The organism is Kitasatospora sp. NA04385 (assembly GCF_013364235.1).
In the GTDB taxonomy this organism is placed as follows: Bacteria; Actinomycetota; Actinomycetes; order Streptomycetales; family Streptomycetaceae; genus Kitasatospora.
Map to the genome: position 1 here is coordinate 5,142,293 of NZ_CP054919.1, position 22,115 is coordinate 5,164,407.

21 protein-coding genes and 1 pseudogene are annotated in these 22,115 nt (G+C 71.5%); all 22 read left to right on the forward strand.

The window, feature by feature from the left end; all coding sequences use genetic code 11:
* The 22 genes and pseudogenes from thrC (at nt 1) to HUT16_RS23135 (ending at nt 22,112) form a co-directional block, all read left to right on the forward strand.
* Nucleotides 1-1,098 carry a threonine synthase gene (thrC, locus tag HUT16_RS23035; RefSeq protein ID WP_176189991.1) on the forward strand — a complete coding sequence of 366 codons (1,098 nt, stop codon included), beginning with the start codon at nt 1-3 and terminating at the stop codon, nt 1,096-1,098.
* Between the two features lie 282 nt (nt 1,099-1,380).
* A complete protein-coding gene (gene thrB, locus HUT16_RS23040) occupies nt 1,381-2,298 on the forward strand; it encodes a homoserine kinase (RefSeq protein ID WP_176189992.1) in 918 nt (305 codons plus the stop codon).
* Nucleotides 2,299-2,831: 533 nt separating this feature from the next.
* Nucleotides 2,832-2,975: pseudogene (locus tag HUT16_RS39310) on the forward strand (hypothetical protein); the annotation flags it as partial.
* 505 nt (nt 2,976-3,480) lie between these two features.
* Complete coding sequence (gene rho / locus HUT16_RS23045; protein ID WP_303392092.1) at nt 3,481-4,914, forward strand: transcription termination factor Rho; 1,434 nt, start codon at nt 3,481-3,483, stop codon at nt 4,912-4,914.
* A gap of 145 nt (nt 4,915-5,059) precedes the next feature.
* Nucleotides 5,060-6,277 (forward strand): LCP family protein, encoded by a 1,218-nt coding sequence (locus HUT16_RS23050; protein ID WP_176189993.1) that lies wholly within the window; start codon nt 5,060-5,062, stop codon nt 6,275-6,277.
* A 124-nt stretch (nt 6,278-6,401) separates the two neighbouring features.
* A complete protein-coding gene (gene rpmE, locus HUT16_RS23055) occupies nt 6,402-6,626 on the forward strand; it encodes a 50S ribosomal protein L31 (protein WP_033214688.1) in 225 nt (74 codons plus the stop codon).
* A gap of 120 nt (nt 6,627-6,746) precedes the next feature.
* On the forward strand, nt 6,747-7,823 hold the full coding sequence (prfA, locus tag HUT16_RS23060; protein ID WP_176189994.1) for a peptide chain release factor 1: 1,077 nt from the start codon (nt 6,747-6,749) through the stop codon (nt 7,821-7,823).
* Between the two features lie 19 nt (nt 7,824-7,842).
* Entirely contained in the window at nt 7,843-8,709 is an 867-nt protein-coding gene (gene prmC, locus HUT16_RS23065) for a peptide chain release factor N(5)-glutamine methyltransferase (protein WP_176189995.1), read from the forward strand.
* 239 nt (nt 8,710-8,948) lie between these two features.
* The gene (locus HUT16_RS23070; protein WP_176189996.1) at nt 8,949-9,596 is read left to right on the forward strand and encodes an L-threonylcarbamoyladenylate synthase; all 648 of its coding nucleotides are present in this window, start codon (nt 8,949-8,951) and stop codon (nt 9,594-9,596) included.
* A 35-nt stretch (nt 9,597-9,631) separates the two neighbouring features.
* Entirely contained in the window at nt 9,632-10,267 is a 636-nt protein-coding gene (locus tag HUT16_RS23075) for a protein-tyrosine-phosphatase (RefSeq protein WP_176192822.1), read from the forward strand.
* Between the two features lie 165 nt (nt 10,268-10,432).
* The gene (glyA, locus tag HUT16_RS23080) at nt 10,433-11,695 is read left to right on the forward strand and encodes a serine hydroxymethyltransferase (RefSeq protein WP_176189997.1); all 1,263 of its coding nucleotides are present in this window, start codon (nt 10,433-10,435) and stop codon (nt 11,693-11,695) included.
* 163 nt (nt 11,696-11,858) lie between these two features.
* Entirely contained in the window at nt 11,859-13,232 is a 1,374-nt protein-coding gene (locus tag HUT16_RS23085; RefSeq protein WP_176189998.1) for a glycosyltransferase family 4 protein, read from the forward strand.
* Between the two features lie 352 nt (nt 13,233-13,584).
* Complete coding sequence (locus HUT16_RS23090; protein ID WP_254897950.1) at nt 13,585-13,938, forward strand: hypothetical protein; 354 nt, start codon at nt 13,585-13,587, stop codon at nt 13,936-13,938.
* Between the two features lie 282 nt (nt 13,939-14,220).
* Nucleotides 14,221-15,030 carry a F0F1 ATP synthase subunit A gene (atpB, locus tag HUT16_RS23095; RefSeq protein WP_176190000.1) on the forward strand — a complete coding sequence of 270 codons (810 nt, stop codon included), beginning with the start codon at nt 14,221-14,223 and terminating at the stop codon, nt 15,028-15,030.
* Between the two features lie 80 nt (nt 15,031-15,110).
* Complete coding sequence (gene atpE, locus HUT16_RS23100) at nt 15,111-15,341, forward strand: ATP synthase F0 subunit C (protein ID WP_176190001.1); 231 nt, start codon at nt 15,111-15,113, stop codon at nt 15,339-15,341.
* A gap of 41 nt (nt 15,342-15,382) precedes the next feature.
* On the forward strand, nt 15,383-15,937 hold the full coding sequence (locus HUT16_RS23105) for a F0F1 ATP synthase subunit B (RefSeq protein ID WP_176190002.1): 555 nt from the start codon (nt 15,383-15,385) through the stop codon (nt 15,935-15,937).
* Entirely contained in the window at nt 15,934-16,749 is an 816-nt protein-coding gene (locus tag HUT16_RS23110; RefSeq protein ID WP_176190003.1) for a F0F1 ATP synthase subunit delta, read from the forward strand. Before HUT16_RS23105 ends, HUT16_RS23110 begins: the two co-directional genes overlap by 4 nt.
* Nucleotides 16,750-16,903: 154 nt before the next feature.
* Nucleotides 16,904-18,478: a F0F1 ATP synthase subunit alpha gene (atpA, locus tag HUT16_RS23115; RefSeq protein WP_033252986.1), complete on the forward strand. Its 1,575-nt coding sequence runs from the start codon at nt 16,904-16,906 to the stop codon at nt 18,476-18,478.
* A gap of 33 nt (nt 18,479-18,511) precedes the next feature.
* Nucleotides 18,512-19,426 carry a F0F1 ATP synthase subunit gamma gene (locus tag HUT16_RS23120; RefSeq protein WP_176190004.1) on the forward strand — a complete coding sequence of 305 codons (915 nt, stop codon included), beginning with the start codon at nt 18,512-18,514 and terminating at the stop codon, nt 19,424-19,426.
* A 2-nt stretch (nt 19,427-19,428) separates the two neighbouring features.
* Complete coding sequence (atpD, locus tag HUT16_RS23125) at nt 19,429-20,883, forward strand: F0F1 ATP synthase subunit beta (protein ID WP_176190005.1); 1,455 nt, start codon at nt 19,429-19,431, stop codon at nt 20,881-20,883.
* Between the two features lie 217 nt (nt 20,884-21,100).
* Nucleotides 21,101-21,484, forward strand: coding sequence for a F0F1 ATP synthase subunit epsilon (locus tag HUT16_RS23130; protein ID WP_176190006.1), 384 nt, complete (start codon nt 21,101-21,103; stop codon nt 21,482-21,484).
* A 127-nt stretch (nt 21,485-21,611) separates the two neighbouring features.
* Nucleotides 21,612-22,112 carry a DUF2550 domain-containing protein gene (locus tag HUT16_RS23135; protein ID WP_176190007.1) on the forward strand — a complete coding sequence of 167 codons (501 nt, stop codon included), beginning with the start codon at nt 21,612-21,614 and terminating at the stop codon, nt 22,110-22,112.
* Nucleotides 22,113-22,115 lie beyond the last annotated feature (3 nt).

Below are 22,115 nucleotides of genomic sequence, written 5' to 3' on the forward strand. Positions count from 1 at the left end.
ATGAACGCCATTGCCGAAAGCACCGCCCGAGGCAGCCACACCCACCAGTGGCGCGGCCTCATCGAGGAGTACCGCGACCGCCTCCCGGTCTCCGACTCCACCCCCGTGGTGACCCTGCTGGAGGGCGGGACGCCGCTCGTCCCCGCCCAGGTGCTCTCCGAGCGCACCGGCTGCGACGTCTACCTCAAGGTCGAGGGCGCCAACCCGACCGGCTCCTTCAAGGACCGCGGGATGACCATGGCCATCTCCAAGGCCAAGGAGGAGGGCGCCCAGGCCGTCATCTGCGCGTCCACCGGCAACACCTCGGCCTCCGCCGCCGCCTACGCGGTGCGGGCCGGCATGGTCTCCGCCGTGCTCGTCCCGCAGGGCAAGATCGCGCTCGGCAAGATGGGCCAGGCGCTGGTGCACGGCGCCAAGATCCTCCAGGTCGACGGCAACTTCGACGACTGCCTGACGCTGGCCCGCGAGCTCTCTGAGAAGTACCCGGTGGCCCTGGTCAACTCGGTCAACCCGGTGCGCATCGAGGGCCAGAAGACCGCCGCCTTCGAGATCGTCGACATGCTCGGCGACGCCCCGGACGTCCACGTCCTCCCGGTCGGCAACGCGGGCAACATCACCGCCTACTGGAAGGGCTACCGCGAGTACGCGGCGGACGGCCTGGCCACCGGCACCCCCCGGATGTGGGGCTTCCAGGCCTCCGGCTCGGCCCCCATCGTGGACGGCGCCCCGGTGCTCAAGCCGCAGACCATCGCCACCGCGATCCGGATCGGCAACCCGGCCTCCTGGGACTACGCGCTCGCCGCCCGGGACGAGTCCGGCGGCCTCATCGACAAGGTGACGGACCGCCAGATCCTGTCCGCCTACCGCCTGTTGGCCTCGCAGGAGGGCGTCTTCGTCGAGCCCGCCTCCGCCGCCTCGGTGGCCGGCCTGCTGGCCAAGGCCGAGGCCGGACTGGTCGACCCCGGCCAGCGGATCGTCTGCACCGTCACCGGCAACGGCCTCAAGGACCCGGACTGGGCGGTGGCCGGCGCCCCGCAGCCGCAGGTCGTCCCGATCGACCCGGAGACGGCCGCCCGCCGCCTCGGCCTGCTCGACTGACGGCGCCGGACCAGGCGTCGCCCCGGCGAGCGGCCGGCCCCTCCGGGCCGGCCGCTCGCCGCCGTTTTCCGGTCATCCCACCGGCGCTTTTGCGCTGCTTGCGGCAACACGGAAGATCGAAGCCGAGCGGGGTGTACCGCTGTGGAACCTCTCTTCGATACGCTTGACCCCGGCGGGCCGCGCCGTGCTGCGCGCCCCCTTCGAAACCCCGCCGCCCGTACCACCGCAGGCCCCGTCGCCCGGGCCTGGCTCCCCCCACCTTTTCAGGAGTGTGTCCACCGCATGGCCGGTCCCGCGTTCCGCGCCGCCGCCGTCCGGGTCCGCGTCCCCGCGACCAGCGCCAACCTCGGCCCCGGCTTCGACGCCTTCGGCCTCGCCCTGGGGCTCTACGACGACGTGGTGGTCCGGGTCGCCGACTCCGGTCTGACCGTGGACATCGCCGGCGAGGGCTCCGAGAACCTCGCCCGCGACGAGCGCCACCTGGTGGTCCGCTCGATGCGCGCCGCCTTCGACCGGCTCGGCGGCCAGCCCCGCGGCCTCGAAGTGGTCTGCGCCAACCGGATACCGCACGGCCGCGGCCTGGGCTCCTCGTCCGCCGCGATCTGCGCCGGCATCGTCGCCGCCCGCGCCGTCACCATCGGCGGCGCCTCCGCCCTCGACGACGACGCGCTGCTGGCCCTCGCCTCCGAACTGGAGGGCCACCCCGACAACGTCGCGGCCTGTCTGCGCGGCAACTTCACCGTCGCCTGGACCGAGGACGGCGGCGCCCGCACCATCACGCTGGACCCCTCCGACCGGGTCGTGCCGGTCGTGTTCATCCCCTCCACCGAGGTGCTCACCGAGACCGCCCGCGGCCTGCTCCCCAAGACCGTGCCGCTCTCCGACGCCGCGCTCAACGCGGGCCGCGCCGCCCTGCTGGTCGAGGCGCTCACCCGCCGCCCGGAGCTGCTGCTCACCGCCACCGAGGACCGCCTCCACCAGGACTACCGGGCCTCCGCGATGCCCGACAGCGCCGCCCTGGTCGCCGCCCTGCGGGCCGAGGGCGTCCCCGCCGTCATCTCGGGTGCCGGACCGACCGTGCTCGCGCTCACCGACGAGGCCCACGTCGGCAAGGTCGTCAACTTCGCCGGGGCGCAGTTCGCGGCGCACCGGCTGGAGCTGGACCGCACCGGCACCACCGTCCTCCCGCTCGACATGTGAGACGGACACGATTGACAAGCAAAGGGCTGGGGAATGTGTCAGGGGGTAGGTAGTGTTAACCTCATTGCTGCACCAGGTGCCCTCCGGGCGCCGGTGCGACGCATCCCGATCCCGTTCCCCCGTCCGCACGGGGGCCGGAAGCTCGGGAGCACGATTCTCCGGGAGCTCGCCACACCGCGTACGCAGCCTGCCTGCGCGAATGGGGCCCATCCCGAAGCCGTGACGGCACCGGACTCCCACCCCAAGCCTCAGCCCTGAGGCCCGGCCGGGCGGGGCCCGCAGTGCCGCCGCGCGACGGGGGCCCGGGCATCGACAGGCGCACGCGAGGTCGGCACCAGAACCGGCCGTCCGCACCGCTTCGCACCACAGTGCACCGCACTCCGCAGCTCCCCGGGAGGAACAGCCTTCCGCGGGAATCCAGCCCCTGACCAGCGCGAAGAGCCGCTGGACAGGACAGCACAACCGGTCGCCGTGCCAGACAGGCCGACGTCCGCTCCAGGGAAGGACCCTTAGTGAGCGACACCACCGATCTGATGGGCGCGCGCCCGGACGCCGAGGCGTCGGACGCAGCCGCCCCGGCGGCTCCGGCGCGACGCCGTCGTACCGCCGCCGCCGGCCTGGACGGCCTGGTGCTGGCCGAGCTCCAGAAGCTCGCCTCGTCCCTCGGGATCAGCGGCACCGGGCGGCTGCGCAAGAGCCAGCTCATCGAGGCCATCAAGGAGAAGAGCGGCGGCGACCCGCTGCTCGCGGGTGCCTCCGGCTCCGCGGCTCCGGCCGCGAAGAAGGCCGCCAAGGCCGCCGCGCCCGCCACCGGGACCGCGGCCGCCCCGGCCGAGGAGCAGGGCGAGCCGGCGGCCCCCCGCGGGCGGCCCGCCGCACCCGCGCCACCGCCGCCGCCACCACCGAGGCGCAGCCGCAGGCGCAGATCGAGATCCCGGTGCAGGCCGCCGCCGAGACCGCAGCCGCCGCCGCCGGGCCGAGCGCCCGCGCCGCCGGGCCACCGCCGCGGCCGGCGCCCCGACCGCCGAGGCCGCCGCCGCGACCGCCACCGAGCAGGCCCCGCCGAGGCCAAGGCCGAGGCGCAGCGCCCGGCCGCCGCCGGGCGAGGCCCGCGCCGAGCGCCGCGAGCGCCGGGACCGCCGGGACCGCACCGAGGCCCCCGCGGCCGAGGGCGACGGCGAGGTGCGCGAGTCCCGCCGGGACCGCCGCAACCGCCGCGAGCGCGACCGCACCGACCGCCAGCAGGGCGGCGGCCAGCAGCAGGACGGCGGCCAGGGCCGCCAGCAGCAGCACCAGCAGCAGCAGGGCGGCGCCCAGCAGCAGCAGGGCGGCGGCAACGCCCACCAGCAGCAGGGCGGTTACGACGACGACGAGTTCGGCGACGGCCGCCGCGGCCGTCGGGGCCGCTACCGCGACCGCCGCGGCCGCCGCCGCGAGGGCTTCGAGGGCACCGGCGGCCCCGAGGTCCCGCTGAGCGACGACGACGTCCTGATCCCGGTCGCGGGCATCCTGGACATCCTCGACAACTACGCCTTCGTCCGGACCTCGGGCTACCTGCCCGGCCAGAACGACGTCTACGTCTCGCTGGCCCAGGTCCGCAAGCACGGCCTGCGCAAGGGCGACGCCATCACCGGCGCCGTCCGCCAGCCCAAGGACGGCGAGCGCCGCGAGAAGTTCAACGCCATGGTGCGGCTGGACTCCGTCAACGGCATGGACCCGGACAGCGGCCGCGGCCGCCCCGAGTTCGGCAAGCTGACCCCGCTGTACCCGCAGGAGCGCCTGCGCCTGGAGACCGACCCGGGCGTGCTGACCACCCGGATCATCGACCTGGTGTCGCCGATCGGCAAGGGCCAGCGCGGTCTGATCGTGGCCCCGCCGAAGACCGGCAAGACCATGATCATGCAGGCGATCGCCAACGCGATCACCCACAACAACCCCGAGTGCCACCTGATGGTCGTCCTGGTGGACGAGCGTCCGGAAGAGGTCACCGACATGCAGCGGTCGGTGAAGGGCGAGGTCATCTCCTCGACCTTCGACCGCCCGGCCGAGGACCACACCACCGTCGCCGAGCTCGCCATCGAGCGCGCCAAGCGCCTGGTGGAGCTGGGCCACGACGTGGTGATCCTGCTGGACTCCATCACCCGTCTGGGCCGCGCCTACAACCTGGCCGCGCCCGCCTCCGGCCGCATCCTGTCCGGTGGTGTCGACTCGACCGCGCTGTACCCGCCGAAGAAGTTCTTCGGCGCCGCGCGCAACATCGAGAACGGCGGCTCGCTGACCATCCTCGCCACCGCGCTGGTCGACACCGGCTCCCGGATGGACGAGGTGATCTTCGAGGAGTTCAAGGGCACCGGCAACATGGAGCTCAAGCTCGACCGGAAGCTCTCGGACAAGCGCATCTTCCCCTCCGTCGACGTGGACGCCTCCGGCACCCGCAAGGAGGAGATCCTGCTGGGCCACGAGGAGCTGGCCATCACCTGGAAGCTCCGCCGGGTCCTGCACGCGCTGGACTCGCAGCAGGCGATCGAGCTGCTGCTGGACAAGATGAAGCAGACCAAGTCGAACGCCGAGTTCCTGATGCAGATCGCCAAGAACACCCCGGGTTCGGGCGACTGACCCCGGTAGCACCCCGTTCGGGACCCCGCACCGCCGCGAGGCGGTGCGGGGTCCCGGCCGTTTCCGGGCCCGGACGCGAAACCGGTCACCGCGGCGGGGTGTCACTTATGCTCGAAAGGTCGCACTCAGGGCGAAAAGAGGCGGTATGGCCGAGAACACCAAGCACCGCCCCGCGCGCCGCCGCGGGCTGCGGATCGCGCTGTTCGCGCTGGCCGGCCTCGTCCTGGTCGGCGCCGGGGCCGGCGGCTTCGCCTACTGGAAGCTGAACGGGAACATCCACGGCGTCGACATCTCCGGCCAGCTGGGCACCGCCCGGCCGCCCGCCTCCACCGGCGGGGCGTTCAACCTGCTGGTGCTCGGCTCCGACTCCCGCAGCGGCTCCAACGGGAACCTGGCCGGCGGCGACACCGGCGACAGCGCCCGCTCGGACACCGCGATGGTGGTGCACGTCAACCAGGCGCACACCGCCGCCTCGGTGGTCTCGATACCCCGGGACACCCTCGTCCCCCGTCCGGCCTGCACCGGCACCGACGGCAAGCCGGTCGCCGCGGTCCGCAGCGCCATGTTCAACTCCGCGTACGAGGTCGGCGGCCCGGCCTGCGCGGTGAAGACCGCCGAACAGCTCACCGGGATGCGGATGGACCACTTCGTCGAGGTGGACTTCGCCGGGTTCGCCGCGATGATCGACGCGATCGGCGGGGTGGACGTCACCACCACGGTGCCGATCGACGACAAGGACAGCGGGCTGCACCTGGACGCCGGCAGCCACCACCTGGGCGGCCAGCAGGCCCTGGCCTTCGTCCGGACCAGGCACGGCATCGGCGACGGCAGCGACCTGGGCCGGATCGAGCTCCAGAAGGAGATGGTCAAGGCGATGCTCGGGCGGATCGGCTCGCTCGGCCTGGCCTCCAACCCGGTGGCGATGTGGCGGCTCGGCGACCGGCTGACCAGCTCGCTGACCACCGACTCCGACCTGGCCTCGGTGAGCGCCCTGGTGGGCCTGGCTCAGACGCTCAAGAAGATCGGCCCCGACCAGCTCACCATGGTCACCCTCCCGGTGGCGTACGCGGTCAGCGACCCCAACCGGGTGGTTCCGAGGACCCCGGACGCCCAGCAGCTGTGGACGGCGCTGCGTGCCGACGGCGCGGTGCCGGAGTCGGTGCTCCGGGAGCAGCCGACCAACCCGGTGCAGACCTCCCCGTCCGACGCCCCGACCGGCGACTGGTCCGGCATCCCGACCGACGCTCCGACCGGCACCCCGACCGCCCCGAGCCGCACCCCGTCCGCCCCGGCGAGCGCCACCGCGCGGGCGACCACGGTGGGCGGGGGCGCGGACGGGGCAGTGGACGGGGGAACGGAATAGCGGGATCCGGCTCCCGGTTTGGGAAGAAGCGGGCAGTGCTGGCACACTGGTCCGTCGGTCCCGGTTCACGAGCGGCTGCCCAGTCCGCCGACCCGGTGCCCTCCCGATCAGCTAGGAGAATCCCTTGAAGTCCAACGTTCACCCGGAGTACGTGCTCACCAAGGTGACCTGCACCTGTGGCAACGAGTTCACCACCCGCTCCACCGAGACCAGCGGCGAGATCCGCGCCGAGGTCTGCTCGAACTGCCACCCGTTCTACACCGGCAAGCAGAAGATCCTCGACACCGGTGGCCGCGTGGCCCGCTTCGAGGCCCGCTTCGGCAAGAAGCTCTCCGGCGGCAAGGCCTAGCGCTTCCACGGCGCCGGTCTCGGACGTCCCGTGCTCGTCACGGCGGCGTCCGGGCCGGCGCCGTTCGCGTCTTCCCCCTCCAGCACCCCCGCGGCACACTCACGGAAGTAGGACGGACCGATGTTCGAGGCAGTCGAAGAGCTCCTCGTCGAGCACGCCGACCTCGAGAAGAGGCTGGCCGACCCGTCGGTGCACGCCGACCAGGCGAACGCCCGCAAGCTGGCCAAGCGCTACGCCGAGCTGACCCCGATCACCCGGACGTACCTGGCCTGGAAGCAGGCCGGCGAGGACATCGTCGCCGCGCGCGAACTCGCCGCCGAGGACCCGGACTTCATCGCCGAGGCGAAGTCCTCGGAGGCCCGCCAGGACGAGCTGACCGAGGAGCTGCGGCTGCTGCTGGTGCCGCGCGACCCCAACGACGACAAGGACGTCATCCTGGAGGTCAAGGCGGGCGAGGGCGGCGAGGAGTCGGCGCTGTTCGCCGGCGACCTGCTGCGGATGTACCTGCGCTACGCGGAGCGGCTCGGCTGGAAGACCGAGATCATCGACGCCAACGAGTCCGACCTCGGCGGCTACAAGGACGTCTCGGTGGCGGTGAAGACCAGGGGCACCACCGAGCCCGGCCAGGGCGTCTGGGCCCGGCTGAAGTACGAGGGCGGCGTGCACCGGGTGCAGCGGGTGCCCGCGACCGAGTCGCAGGGCCGGATCCACACCTCCGCCGCGGGCGTGCTGGTCACCCCGGAGGCCGAGGAGGTCGAGGTGGAGATCCACGCCAACGACCTGCGGATCGACGTCTACCGCTCCTCCGGCCCCGGCGGGCAGTCGGTGAACACCACCGACTCCGCGGTCCGGATCACCCACCTGCCGACCGGTATCGTGGCGTCCTGCCAGAACGAGAAGAGCCAGCTGCAGAACAAGGAGCAGGCGATGCGCATCCTGCGTTCGCGGCTGCTGGCCGCCGCGCAGGAGGAGGCCGAGCGGGAGGCGTCCGACGCCCGCCGCAGCCAGGTGCGCACCGTCGACCGCTCCGAGCGGATCCGGACGTACAACTTCCCGGAGAACCGGATCTCCGACCACCGCACCGGCTTCAAGTCGTACAACCTGGACCAGGTGCTGGACGGCGAGCTGAACGCGGTGATCCAGTCCTGCGTGGACGCCGACGCCGCGGCCAAGCTGGCCGCCGCCCAGGAGAACTGATCACAAGAGGGGCCGAGGGATGAACCTGCTGCTCGCCGAGGTGGCCCAGGCCACCCAGCGCCTGGCCTCGGCCGGCGTGCCCTCGCCGCGCTTCGACGCGGAGGAGCTGGCGGCGCACATCCACGGCGTGAAGCGCAGCCAGCTGCACACCGTGCCGGACGGCGACTTCGACGCCCGGTACTGGGAGGCGGTCTCCCGCCGCGAGCAGCGCGAGCCGCTCCAGCACATCACCGGGCGGGCGTTCTTCCGCTACCTCGAACTGGAGGTCGGCCCCGGGGTGTTCGTGCCCCGGCCGGAGACCGAGTCGGTGGTCGAGTGGGCGATAGACGCGGTCCGCGCGATGGACGTGGCCGAGCCGCTGGTGGTCGACCTGTGCACCGGCTCCGGGGCGATCGCGCTGGCCCTCGCCCAGGAACTGCCCCGCTCGACCGTGCACGCCTTCGAACTCGACGAGGGCGCCCTCGCCTACACCCGGCGCAACGTCGAGGCCAGCCCCGACCGGGCCCGGGTCCACCTGCACCAGGGCGACGCCACCCGGGCCTTCGCGGACGACCGCGGCTGGGACGGCCGCTTCGACCTGGTGATCAGCAACCCGCCCTACATCCCGCTCACCGAGTGGGAGTACGTCGCCCCCGAGGCCCGCGACCACGACCCGCAGATGTCGCTGTTCTCCGGCGAGGACGGGCTGGACACCATCCGCGGCATCGAACGGGTCGCCGCCCGGCTGCTGCGCCCCGGCGGCGCGGTGGTGATCGAGCACGCGGACACCCAGGGCGGGCAGGTCCCGTGGATCTTCCGCGAGGAGGGCGGCTGGACGGACGCGGCCGACCACCGGGACCTCAACAACCGGCCCCGCTTCACAACAGCCCGGAGGGCGTCGTTGTGAACATCCAGCTCAGCACGACGGCCCGGAGGGCGTCGTTGTGAACATCGAGTCCAGCACGACAGCCCGAAAGGCGTCGTTGTGAACATCGAGCCCAGCACGACGGCCCGGACGGCGTCGTTGTGAACACCGGGCCCAGCACGACGGCCCGGACGGCGTCGTCGGGCGCACCGGGCCCCGTACGACCGCGTGCCGCGTCCCGCCGTACGCACCACTGACACCACCGGAAGGGGATTGCTCCGATGAGCCGCCGATACGACTGCTCCGACGCCCAGGACCGCGCCAGCGGGCTGCGTGAGGCCGCCACGGCGATCCGCCGCGGGGAACTCGTGGTGGTGCCGACCGACACCGTCTACGGGATCGCCGCCGACGCCTTCTCGCCGGACGCGGTCGGCGCACTGCTGGCCGCCAAGGGCCGGGGCCGGAACATGCCCTCGCCGGTGCTGGTCGGCTCGCCGACCACGCTGCACGGGCTGGTCACCGACTTCTCCGAGCAGGCCTGGGAGCTGGTGGACGCGTTCTGGCCGGGCGGCCTGACCCTGGTCGCCCGCCACCAGCCGTCGCTGCGCTGGGACCTGGGCGAGACCCGGGGCACCGTCGCGGTCCGGATGCCGCTGCACCCGGTCGTCCTGGAGCTGCTGAACGCCACCGGCCCGCTCGCGGTCTCCTCCGGCAACAAGACCGGCGGCCCGTCCCCGTCCACCTGCGACGAGGCCCAGTCGCAGCTCGGCGACGCGGTGTCGATCTACCTGGACGGCGGGACGGCCGACTACGGCACGCCCTCCACCATCGTCGACGTCACCGGCAAGGTGCCGGTGGTGCTGCGGGCGGGCGCGATCGGCGTCGAGCAGCTGAGGGAGGTCGTTCCGGACGTGGAGGCCGGCAGTTGACCGCCGCCGCCCCGTCGTACGGAGCGGGGAGCGCCCTGAGCCCCTTCGCGGAGCCGGGGCCGCTCCCGTTGGACACCTTCCGCATCCTGTTCGTCTGCACCGGCAACATCTGCCGCTCCCCGATCGCCGAGCGCCTCGCCCGGCTGGAGCTGGACGCCCGGCTGGGCGTGCGGACCGGCCGCCGGATCGTGGTGGAGAGCGCCGGCACCTGGGGCCACGAGGGCGCCCCGATGGAGGCGCACGCGGCGACGGTGCTCGGCGAGTACGGCGCGGACAGCGCCGGCTTCGCGGGCCGGGAGCTGCTGGACGAGCACGTGATCGACGCCGACCTGGTGCTGACCGCGACCCTGGACCACCGGGCGCAGGTCATCTCGATGGGGCACTCGGCGGGGCTGCGCACCTTCACCATCAAGGAGTTCACCCGTCTGGTGCAAAGGGTCGACCCGGGCACCCTGCCGGACCCCAGGGACGGCGCGCGGCTGACCGAGCGCGCCCGCGCACTGGTCCGTTCGGCCGCCGCCCTGCGGGGCTGGCTGCTGGCCTCCGCGCCCGAGTTCGACGAGCTGAGGGACCCGTACGGGGCCCCGATCGGGATGTTCCGCAACTGCGGCGAGGAGATATTCGACGCGCTGGACCCGGTGGTGACCGCACTGACGGGTGTGGCCCGCTGAGTTGAGCGCCCTCCACTAAAGTTTCCGTGGGGGATTCGTGAAGACTGGGTGCGCAGGCCGTGGTGGCAACCGGAAAGGCGCAAGCCCGCGTGTGCGGGCGAGCCGGGCGGCGGGGGCCGACCTACGCTGGGGAAACCTGCCCGCACCGCAGCCTGGAGCCGCACCATGACGGTCGCCGACGCCCCATCCGTCCCCTGGGAGGCCGCCGAGGCCCTGCGCGCGGCCGACCCGCTGATCGCCGACCTGCTCACCGCCGAGGCCGAGCGCCGGACGCTGGGCCTGCAACTGCTCGCCGGGGAGAGCCTGGCCACCCCCGCCGTGCTGGACGCGCTGGCCGGCCCGCTGGCCGACAAGTACGCCGACGGCTACCCCGGCCGCCGCCACCACACCGGCTGCGCGCCCGCCGACACCGTCGAGCTGCTGGCGATCGACCGGGCCCGCGAGCTGTTCGCCGCCCCGCACGCCAACGTCCAGCCCCGGTCCGGGACTTCGGCGATGCTGGCGGCCTACGCGGCGCTGCTGCGGCCGGACGACGCGGTGCTCGCGATGTCGCTGGAGCACGGCGGCCACCTGAGCGCCGGCTCGCGCGCCAACTTCTCCGGCCGCTGGTTCCGCTTCCACGGCTACGGGGTGCGCGCCGACGACGGCCGGATCGACCTCGACCAGGTCCGCGACCTGGCCCGCGAGCACCGCCCCAAGGCGATCGTGGCGGGCGGCATCTCCTACCCGCGGCACATCGACTGGGCCGCCTTCCGGGAGATCGCCGACGAGGTGGACGCCTACCTGATCGCCGCCGCCGGGCAGACCGCGGGCCTGGTCGCGGCCGGCGCCGCGCCCTCCCCGGTGCCGTACGCGGACGTCACCGTGGCCACCACCCACAAGCTGCTGCGCGGCCCGCGCGGCGGCCTGCTGCTGTGCACCGCGGAGCTGGCCGACCGGATCGACCGGGCGGTGTTCCCGTTCAGCCAGGGCGGCGCGGCGATGAACGAGGTGGCCGCCAAGGCGGTGGCCCTGGCCCAGGCCGCCACCCCCGCCCACACCGGCTACGTCCGCCGGGCGGTCTCCGGGGCCCGGGCGCTGGCCGCGGCGCTGGCCGCCGCCGGGGCGCCGCCGGTCACCGGCGGCACCGACACCCACCTGGTGACCGCCTCGGTCGGCGGGCTGGGGCTGAGCGGGGTGGAGGCCGAGCGCCGGTGCGCCGCCGCCGGGCTGTTGCTCGGCCGGTGCGCCCTCCCGTACGACCCGGCGCCGCCGACCGAGACCTCCGGGATCAGGCTGGGCACCGGGACGTGCGCGGCCCAGGGGATGGGGGAGGAGGAGCTCGGCGAGGTCGGCGGGCTGCTGGGCCGGGTGCTCGGCGGGGAGCCGCTCGAACCGGTGCGGGAGCGGGTGCGGGAGCTGGCCCGGGCGTTCGCCGGACGCCCCTGAGCGGCCCGCCGGGCGCCCGCGCGTCCGCTCGGGAGAACCGCGATGCGGGTGCCGGGCGTCGGAGTCAATAAGGTGTGCTCCGTGGCGACGCACCTCGAACCCCGAACCAGCACGGGAGTACCCTGCGTACTCGTCCGTCCGAGCGTGTCCATGGAGGCCGGTGGTGCGTGAGTATCTGCTGGTCATGTTCGTCTCGGCGGCGGTGACCTACCTGCTGGTCAGCCCGGTGCGGAAGTTCGCCATCGCGGCCGGTGCGATGCCCGCCGTCCGGGCGCGCGACGTGCACCGCGAGCCCACCCCCCGGCTGGGCGGCATCGCGATGTTCGGCGGCCTGCTGGCCGGCCTGCTCGCGGCCTCCCAACTGTCCGGCCTGGGGCGGATGTTCGTGCAGAGCGCGGACATCAAGGCGCTGCTCTGCGGGGCCGGGATCATGTTCGTGCTGGGCGTCCTGGACGACAAGTGGGGCGTGGACGCGCTGGTGAAGCTCGGCGGCCAGATGATCGCCGCCGGCGTGATGGTCTGGCAGGGCATCACGGTGATCGCCATCCCGGTGCCCGGCTACGGCTCCGTCCCGGTCACCCCGACCCAGGGCATGCTGATCTCGGTCGCGCTGGTCGTCGTGATGGTCAACGCGGTGAACTTCATCGACGGCCTGGACGGCCTGGCGGCCGGCATGGTCTGCATCGCCGCGATGGCCTTCTTCCTCTACTCGTACCGGCTCTGGCTCGGCTACGGGATCAACGACGCCGCGCCCGCCGCGCTGTTCACCGCCGTGCTGATCGGCATGTGCCTGGGCTTCCTGCCGCACAACCTGCACCCGGCGCGGATCTTCATGGGCGACTCCGGCTCGATGATGCTGGGCCTGATGCTGGCGGTCGCGGCGATCTCCATCACCGGCCGGGTCGACCCCGACCTGATCACCGAGCAGGTCGGTTCGCAGACCACCGCCGTGCACGCCCTGGTGCCGATCTACATTCCGCTGATCCTGCCGCTGACGGTGATCGCGCTGCCGCTGGCCGACCTGCTGCTGGCCGTGGTGCGCCGCACCTGGGCGGGCAAGTCGCCGTTCGCCGCGGACAAGCAGCACCTGCACCACCGGCTGCTGGAGGTCGGGCACTCGCACAGCCGGGCCGTGCTGATCATGTACTTCTGGGCCGCGCTGATCGCCTTCGGCACCGTCGCGGTGTCGGTGACCAACACCGGCCGCACGGTGATCCTGGCGATGGCGGGCCTGTGCCTGGTCGGCCTCGCGGTGCTGCTGATGCCGCGCTTCCGGCCGCGCGCGCCCAAGGCCGTCCAGTCCTTCGTGCCGCCCCGCTACCGGGACGGCGAGGGCCCGGCGGCGGAGCCGGAGACCGCTGCCGCGGCGACGGGCCCGGCGGCCGGCGAACCGGACGGCGAACCGGACGGGGAGCTACCGGAGGTGGACGGCGAGGTGCCCGCGATGGCCGAGCTGTCGGCCGAGGACAAGGCGATGCTCGGGCGGCTGGGCACCGGCTCGACGGCGGTCGGGCAGCGCGGCGAGCGGCGGTCCTGACGGTCGGTCAACTCCGGTTGGGCCGTTCGGCGGCACCCGTTCGGCGGCACCCTTGGGCCCATCGTGTGACAGGTACCACACGTTCATGGTAAAGCTCTCATCAAATAGTTTGTGATACCGTTCACGAGTACCGAGAACACGCCGAAAGACCTGACAGGTGGAGGACTTCCGTCCCTGGTCGGTCTCCCTCGACGGGTCCGCCGTTCAACCGGCTGCCCGCGGCGAGGTCCTCGCACCCCGTGTCTCCGTCCCCCGTTTCCGACATGCCGCCGGAGTTGCCGACATGCCGTCCCACGACGCCCGGATCCTCCGTGGCGCCGCAATTCCCACTGCGGTCGCCGGAGTCGTCGCCATGGCGATCTCCTTCGCCACCGCCGGAGGGAAGGGTCTGCTCGGCGCCCTGCTCGCGACCGTCGTCGTGATCGCCTTCTTCGGCGCCGGCCAGATCGCGCTCGACCGGCTGGGCCGCAACAACCCGCAGATGCTGATGCCGATCGCGATGGTGGTCTACACCACCCAGATCCTGGTGATCGGCGTCCTGCTCGCGGTGGCGAAACGACTCACCTTCTTCGACCACAAGGTCTTCGGCCTCTCCCTGCTCGGCCTGGTGATCGTCTGGATGGGCTTCCAGGTCCGGGGCTGGCTCAAGGCCAAGACCTTCTACGTGGAACCCGACGGCAAGCCGAAATCCGGGCGTCAACCGTGAGCGGGGCATACCGTCCCCCTCGCGAGGGGGGCGGTGTTTATGCCCTCCTGACGGGCTGCTATCGTCCGTCCCAACGGCGGAGTACGGGAAGCGGCCAGGTCCCTCCGATGATCGGACGGATCGCCCCCCGGCTCCACGAAGCTTTCGAAGATCCCGCGGTGGGGATATGCGCCGCGCCGGGTCAGCGAGAAATCCGACAAGTCCCAGTGCCGCACCGTGGCCCCCGGTCACGCCGACACACCGAGGTTGCCGTAACCATGCGTCAGAACGAAGGAGTCTGTGGTGGGTGCTGACGTCCAGCTCGCCTCCGAGGCCAGTTGCCACCTTTTCTCCGGCTGCGGCTTCCCGGCCCCCGGTCTCGGTGAGTTCGACTTCAAGCCGATCTTCACGGTCGCCGGGGTCCACTTCACCAAGCCGATGCTGCTGGCGATCATCTGCGCCCTGCTGGTGGTCGGCTTCTTCTGGGCGGCCTTCGCCAAGCCGAAGCTCCTCCCGGGCAAGCTCCAGCTGGTCGGCGAGATCGGGTACGACTTCGTCAAGCGGAGCATCGTGCTGGAGACCATCGGCAAAAAGGGCGAGAAGTACGTCCCGATGCTGGTCTCGATGTTCTTCTTCGTGTGGATCATGAACATCATGTCCATCATCCCGTTCGCCCAGTTCCCGGTGATGTCGCGCATCGCGTACCCGGTCGGACTGGCGGCGATCGTGTGGGTCACCTACATGGGGCTGACCTTCAAGAAGCACGGCTTCGTCGGCGGCATGAAGAACCTCTGCTGGCCGTCGGGCATCCCGGGCTGGGTGATGGTCATCCTGGTGCCGATCGAGTTCTTCTCGAATATCTTCGTGCGCCCCTTCACCCTCGCGGTCCGAGCCTTCGCCAACATGTTCGCCGGTCACCTGCTGATCGTCGTCTTCTCGGTGGCCTCGTGGTACCTGCTCAGCCCCACCATCGGCGCCCTGTACGGCTCGGTGTCGTTCGTGGTGGCCGTCGGTCTGACCGCCTTCGAGCTGCTGGTGCAGTTCCTGCAGGCGTACATCTTCGTGATGCTCGCCAGCAGCTACATCGCCGGTGCCCTGGAAGAGGCGCACTGAGCCCCGCGGCCCCGGCCGCGCCCTGAACTCCCGGTGGCCAACACCCACCGGTATCCCATCCCCGCAAAGGATTAGCTGAGATGTCCGCTCTCGCTGAAGGTGTCACCGGTTCCGTCGCTTCCATCGGCTACGGCCTCGCCGCGATCGGCCCCGGCATCGGTGTCGGTCTGATCTTCGGTAACGGCGTGCAGGCGATGGCCCGTCAGCCCGAGGCTGCCGGCCTGATCCGCTCCAACATGTTCATCGGTTTCGCCCTGACCGAGGCCCTCGCCCTGATCGGCATCGTCATGCCGTTCGTCTACGGCCAGTGAGCCAGGCGCACCAGTAGCCAATACCGACGAAAGGTTCTGATATGACCCCCGAGGTCTTCCTCGCGGAAGAGAAGATGAACCCTCTTCTCCCCGCGTGGCCCGAGGTCATCATCGGCCTGCTCTGCTTCTTCATCGTCTTCGGCATCCTCGGCAAGAAGCTCCTCCCCAGCATCGAGAAGGTGCTGGGAGAGCGTCGCGACGCCATCGAAGGCGGCATGAAGCGCGCGGAGACCGCTCAGGCCGAGGCCCAGGCCCTGCTGGAGCAGTACCGTGCCGAGCTCGCCGAGGCGCGTCACGAGGCCGCTCGGATCACCGAGCACGCCCGTGAGCAGGGCGCCGCCCTGATCAACGAGATGCGCGAGGAGGGCCAGCGCCAGCGCGAGGCCATCGTCGCCGCCGGCCACGCCCAGATCGAGGCCGACAAGAAGCAGGCGACCGCGGTCCTGCGCCAGGACGTCGGTTCGCTGGCCTCCCAGCTGGCCTCCCGCATCGTCGGTGAGTCGCTGGAGGACCACGCCCGCCAGAGCGGTGTCATCGACCGCTTCCTGGGCGAGCTGGAGTCCAAGGCCGCCGCTGCCCAGGGTGCGTCCAAGTGATCGGCGCGAGCCGTGAGGCACTCGCCGCCGGCCGCGAGAACCTCGACAGCCTGACCGACAACACCTCGGTGGACTCGGCCAAGCTCGCCGGGGAACTCGCTGCCGTCACCGCGCTGCTGGACCGCGAGGTCTCGCTGCGCCGCGTCCTGACCGACCCCGCGCGGTCCGGCCAGGACAAGGCCCGGCTGGTCGCCTCGCTGCTGGACGGCCAGGTCTCCGGCGAGAGCGTCGACCTGGTCTCCGGCCTGGTCCGCTCCCGCTGGTCCGGCCCGCGCGACCTGGTCGACGCGGTCGAGGAACTCGCCGCGTACGCCGAGGTCATCGCCGCCGACAAGGCGGGCGTGCTGGACGACGTCGAGGACGAGCTGTTCCGGTTCGGCCGGGTGGTGGCGGGCTCGCACGAGCTGCGCGCCGCGCTGACCGAGCCGAAGGCCGACGCCGCCGCCAAGGCCGCGCTGGTGCAGGGGCTCCTCGGCGGCCGCGCCAACGCGGGCACCGTCCGCCTGGTCACCAGCCTGGTCACCAACCCGCGTGGTCGTAGCCTGGAAGGCGGCCTGGAGTCCTACTCCAAGCTCGCCGCCTCCCGGCGGGGCCGCGTGGTGGCCCTGGTCACCAGCGCGATCCCGCTGTCGGACGTCCAGAAGCAGCGCCTCGCCGCAGCCCTGGCCGGCCTCTACGGCCGGCAGGTCCACCTGAACATCGACGTGGACCCCGCGGTCCAGGGCGGTGTCCGGGTCCAGATCGGCGACGAGATCATCGACGGCACCGTCGCGAGCCGCCTCGAAGGCGCTCGCCAGGGCCTCGAAGGCTGAGCACCAGCACTATCCGACCCTCGGTCGGGCGTCGGTCCACACCAGGTGGGCCGGCAAAACGTACGGCCGGTTCACCCGACCCGGCCGAGAGTCGAGCACTTGCGGCCCTCAATGGCGGGCCGAGGATCGCAAACTAGGAGAGCAGGGAAGCCTGATGGCGGAGCTTACGATCCGTCCGGAGGAGATCCGGGACGCGCTGGCCGACTTTGTCCAGTCGTACCAGCCGGACGCGGCCTCGCGTGAAGAGGTCGGCACGGTCACCGAGGCCATGGACGGCATCGCCAAGGTCGAGGGCCTGCCCTCGGTCATGGCCAACGAGCTGCTGAAGTTCGAGGACGGCACCCTCGGCCTCGCGCTGAACCTCGACACCCGCGAGATCGGTGTCGTCGTCCTCGGTGAGTTCTCGGGCATCGAGGAGGGCCAGACGGTGCAGCGCACCGGCGAGGTCCTCTCCGTCCCGGTCGGCGACGGCTACCTCGGCCGCGTCGTGGACCCGCTGGGCAACCCGATCGACGGCCTGGGCGAGATCGCGGCCACCGGCCGCCGCGCCCTGGAGCTGCAGGCCCCCGGCGTCATGGCCCGCAAGTCGGTCAAGCAGCCGCTGCAGACCGGCATCAAGGCGATCGACGCGATGACCCCGATCGGCCGCGGCCAGCGCCAGCTGATCATCGGTGACCGCCAGACCGGCAAGACCGCCGTCGCCGTCGACACGATCATCAACCAGCGCGACAACTGGCGCTCGGGCGACCCGGAGAAGCAGGTCCGCTGCATCTACGTCGCCGTGGGCCAGAAGGGCTCCACCATCGCGTCCGTCCGCGGCGCCCTGGAGGAGGCCGGCGCGCTGGAGTACACCACCATCGTGGCCGCTCCCGCCTCCGACCCGGCCGGCTTCAAGTACCTCGCCCCGTACACCGGTTCGGCCATCGGCCAGGAGTGGATGTACGACGGCAAGCACGTCCTCATCGTCTTCGACGACCTGTCGAAGCAGGCCGAGGCCTACCGCTCCGTCTCCCTGCTGCTGCGCCGCCCGCCGGGCCGCGAGGCCTACCCGGGCGACGTCTTCTACCTGCACTCCCGCCTGCTGGAGCGCTGCGCCAAGCTGAACGACGCCCTCGGCGGCGGCTCGATGACCGGTCTGCCGATCATCGAGACCAAGGCCAACGACGTCTCGGCGTACATCCCGACCAACGTCATCTCGATCACCGACGGCCAGTGCTTCCTGGAGTCCGACCTGTTCAACGCCGGCATCCGCCCGGCCGTGAACGTCGGCATCTCGGTCTCCCGCGTCGGCGGCTCCGCCCAGATCAAGGCCATGCGCTCGGTCGCCGGCCGTCTGCGCCTGGACCTCGCCCAGTACCGTGAGCTGGAGGCCTTCGCCGCCTTCGGTTCCGACCTGGACGCGGCCTCCAAGGCCCAGCTGGAGCGCGGTGCGCGCATGGTCGAGCTGCTGAAGCAGGGCCAGTACCAGCCGTTCCCGGTCGAGGAGCAGGTCGTCTCGATCTGGGCCGGCACCACCGGTCAGCTGGACGACGTCCCGGTGGCGGAGATCCGCCGCTTCGAGCGCGAGTTCCTGGACAACGTCCGCCTGGAGCACAAGGGCATCCTGGCCGGCATCGTCGAGACCGGCCTGCTGGAGCAGGGCACGATCGACGCGCTGACCGCCGCGATCACGTCCTTCAAGCAGGGCTTCACCACGGCTGACGGCAAGCTGCTCTCCGAGCAGGCCTGAGTCCGGTAGCGAGGGAAAGGACGTAACGACCCAATGGGAGCACAGCTTCGGGTCTACAAGCGCCGCATCCGCTCCGTCACCGCGACGAAGAAGATCACCAAGGCGATGGAGATGATCTCCGCGTCGCGCATCGTCAAGGCGCAGCGCGCGGTGGCCGCCTCCACTCCGTACGCCGACGAGCTCACCCGCGCGGTGACCGCGGTGGCCACCCGGTCCACCGCGAAGCACCCGCTGACCACCGAGAACCCGAACGCCTCGCGCGCCGCCGTCCTGCTGATCACGGCGGACCGCGGCCTGGCGGGCGGTTACTCGACCAACGCCATCAAGCAGTCGCTGGCGCTCGCCGCCCGCCTCCGCGAAGAGGGCAAGGACGTGGTCACGTACATCGTCGGCCGCAAGGGCGTGGGCTACTACGGCTTCCGCAACCTGGCGGTGGCGAACTCCTGGACCGGCTTCTCCGACAAGCCGACCTACGGGGACGCCAAGACGGTCGCGGCGGACCTGATCGAGGCCTTCACCGCGGAGACCGGCGGGGTGGACGAACTGCACCTGGTGTCGACCGAGTTCGTGTCGATGCTGACGCAGAACGCCGTGGACCACCGCCTGCTGCCGCTGAAGCTCGACGAGGTCGAGCTGAGCGACGGCGCGTCGGCCAAGAACCAGATCTTCCCGCTGTACGACTTCGAGCCGTCGGCGGAGGGCGTCCTCGACGCACTGCTGCCGCGGTACGTCGAGAGCCGGATCTACAACGCGCTGCTGCAGTCGGCCGCCTCCGAGCACGCCGCCCGCCGCCGCGCGATGAAGAGCGCGACGGACAACGCCGGCGAGCTCATCAAGTCGCTCACGCGGCTTGCCAACTCGGCCCGACAGGCCGAGATCACCCAGGAAATCAGCGAGATCGTCGGCGGTGCCAACGCCCTCGCCGACGCTAGCCGCGGGAGCGAATGAGTATGACCACCACTGTTGAGCCGACGGGCGCCGGACTGGCCACGGGCCGCGTCGCCCGGGTCATCGGCCCGGTCGTCGACGTGGAGTTCCCCGTCGACGCGATTCCGGACATGTTCAACGCCCTGCACGTCGAGGTGGACAACCCCGACGGCTCGGGCAAGAAGACCCTGACCCTCGAGGTCGCCCAGCACCTCGGCGACGGCCTGGTCCGCGGCATCTCGATGCAGCCGACCGACGGCCTGGTCCGCGGTTCGCAGGTCTCCGACACCGGTGCGGCGATCTCCGTCCCGGTCGGCCAGATCACCAAGGGCAAGGTGTTCAACGCCCTCGGTGAGGTGCTGAACGTCGACAAGGCCGAGTTCGAGTCCCAGGTGCAGGTCAAGTGGCCGATCCACCGCAAGGCCCCGAACTTCTCCGAGCTCGAGTCGAAGACCGAGATGTTCGAGACCGGCATCAAGGTCATCGACCTCCTCACCCCGTACGTCCAGGGTGGCAAGATCGGTCTGTTCGGTGGTGCCGGTGTCGGCAAGACCGTGCTGATCCAGGAGATGATCTACCGCGTCGCCGAGAACTTCGGTGGTGTGTCGGTGTTCGCCGGTGTCGGCGAGCGCACCCGTGAGGGCAACGACCTCATCGACGAGATGGTCGACTCGGGCGTCCTGGACAAGACCGCGCTGGTCTTCGGCCAGATGGACGAGCCCCCGGGCACCCGTCTGCGCGTCGCGCTCTCCGCGCTGACCATGGCGGAGTACTTCCGCGACGTCGAGAAGCAGGACGTGCTCCTCTTCATCGACAACATCTTCCGGTTCACCCAGGCCGGTTCCGAGGTGTCGACCCTGCTCGGCCGCATGCCCTCCGCGGTGGGCTACCAGCCGAACCTGGCCGACGAGATGGGCCTCCTCCAGGAGCGCATCACCTCGACCCGCGGTCACTCGATCACCTCGATGCAGGCGATCTACGTCCCCGCGGACGACCTGACCGACCCGGCGCCGGCCACCACCTTCGCCCACCTGGACGCGACCACCGTGCTGTCGCGCCCGATCTCGGAGAAGGGCATCTACCCGGCCGTCGACCCGCTGGACTCCACGTCCCGCATCCTCGACCCGCGGTACATCACCACGCTGCACTACGACACCGCGGTGCGCATCAAGGGGATCCTGCAGAAGTACAAGGACCTCCAGGACATCATCGCGATCCTCGGCATCGACGAGCTGTCCGAGGAGGACAAGGTCACGGTGCAGCGGGCCCGCCGCATCGAGCGCTTCCTCTCGCAGAACACCTACGTGGCGAAGCAGTTCACCGGTGTCGACGGTTCGACCGTCCCGCTGTCGGAGACCATCGAGGCCTTCAACGCGATCGCGGACGGCAAGTACGACCACGTCCCGGAGCAGGCCTTCTTCATGTGCGGTGGCATCGACGACCTCGAGCGCAACGCCGCCGAGCTGCTGAAGAAGTAACCGCAGGCCGGTTGCACGGCAGACCGAACCGTTGAGGGGTGGTCCCCGGCTCTCCGTCGGGGGCCACCCCTCACCGCTGGATCTGCTGTGATCCCGGTCATGTACCCGGCCTTGGTTTCGTTCCGGGGCCGCGTGACCGTTATTCTTACCGAAACTGCCGAGATCGCCGCCCGTTCGCCCGGGTGCCCGAGGACCGGCAAGAGCCAAGGAGCCCACGTTGGCTGAGCTGCACGTCGAGCTGGTCGCAGCCGACCGCAAGGTGTGGTCCGGTGCGGCCACCATCGTTGTCGCCCGCACGGCCTCCGGTGACACCGGCATCATGCCGGGTCACACCCCGGTGCTGAGCGTGCTGGAGACCGGTCCGGTCACCATCCGCACCACCGACCAGGGCACGGTCGTCGCCGCCGTGCACGGCGGCTTCATCTCGTTCGCCGACAACAAGCTGTCGATCCTCGCCGAGATCGCCGAGCTGGCCGACGAGATCGACGTCGCCCGGGCCGAGCGCGCCCTGGAGAACGCCAAGACCGAGGCCGACTCGCACGCCGAGCGCCGCGCCGAGGTCCGCCTGCTCGCCGCCGGCGGGCTCAAGGCGCACCACTGAGCCTGGTTTCAGCGACGGTCCCGGGGACGCCTGGAGCGTGACCCCGGGACCGTCGCATCAGTTGGTAGGAATGGGCGGTCGTGCATCGACCGCCACGGGGACGAAGGCAGCGAGGAGGTAGGTGAGCATGGTCCTCGCCCTTGTGGTGTGCGCGGCGGTCGTGGTCCTCGCCATTGCCGGATTGGTCGGCTTCGCGGTACGCCGCCGCCTCATCCAGCGGGTGGGCGGCACCTTCGACTGCTCCTACCGCCTGAAAATGCCGGCCGACGCCTCCACGCAGCCGGATCTCGACGAGAACGGCCAACCCACCTCCGCCCCGGTCCCGCAGACCGACGGCAAGGGGTGGGTTTTTGGTATCGGCCGCTACAGCGGCGACTCGATCGAGTGGTTCCGGGTCTTCTCCTACGCGCCCCGGCCGCGCCGGGTGCTGCCGCGCACCGAGATCGAGGTGCTGGGCCGCCGCTACCCGCAGGGGCAGGAGGAGCTCGCCCTGCTCTCGGGCTCGGTGGTGCTGCGCTGCCTGCACAAGGGCGCCCCGCTGGAGCTCGCGATGAGCGATGACGCGCTGACCGGCTTCCTGGCCTGGCTGGAGGCGGCGCCGCCGGGACAGAGGGTCAACGTCGCCTGAGGC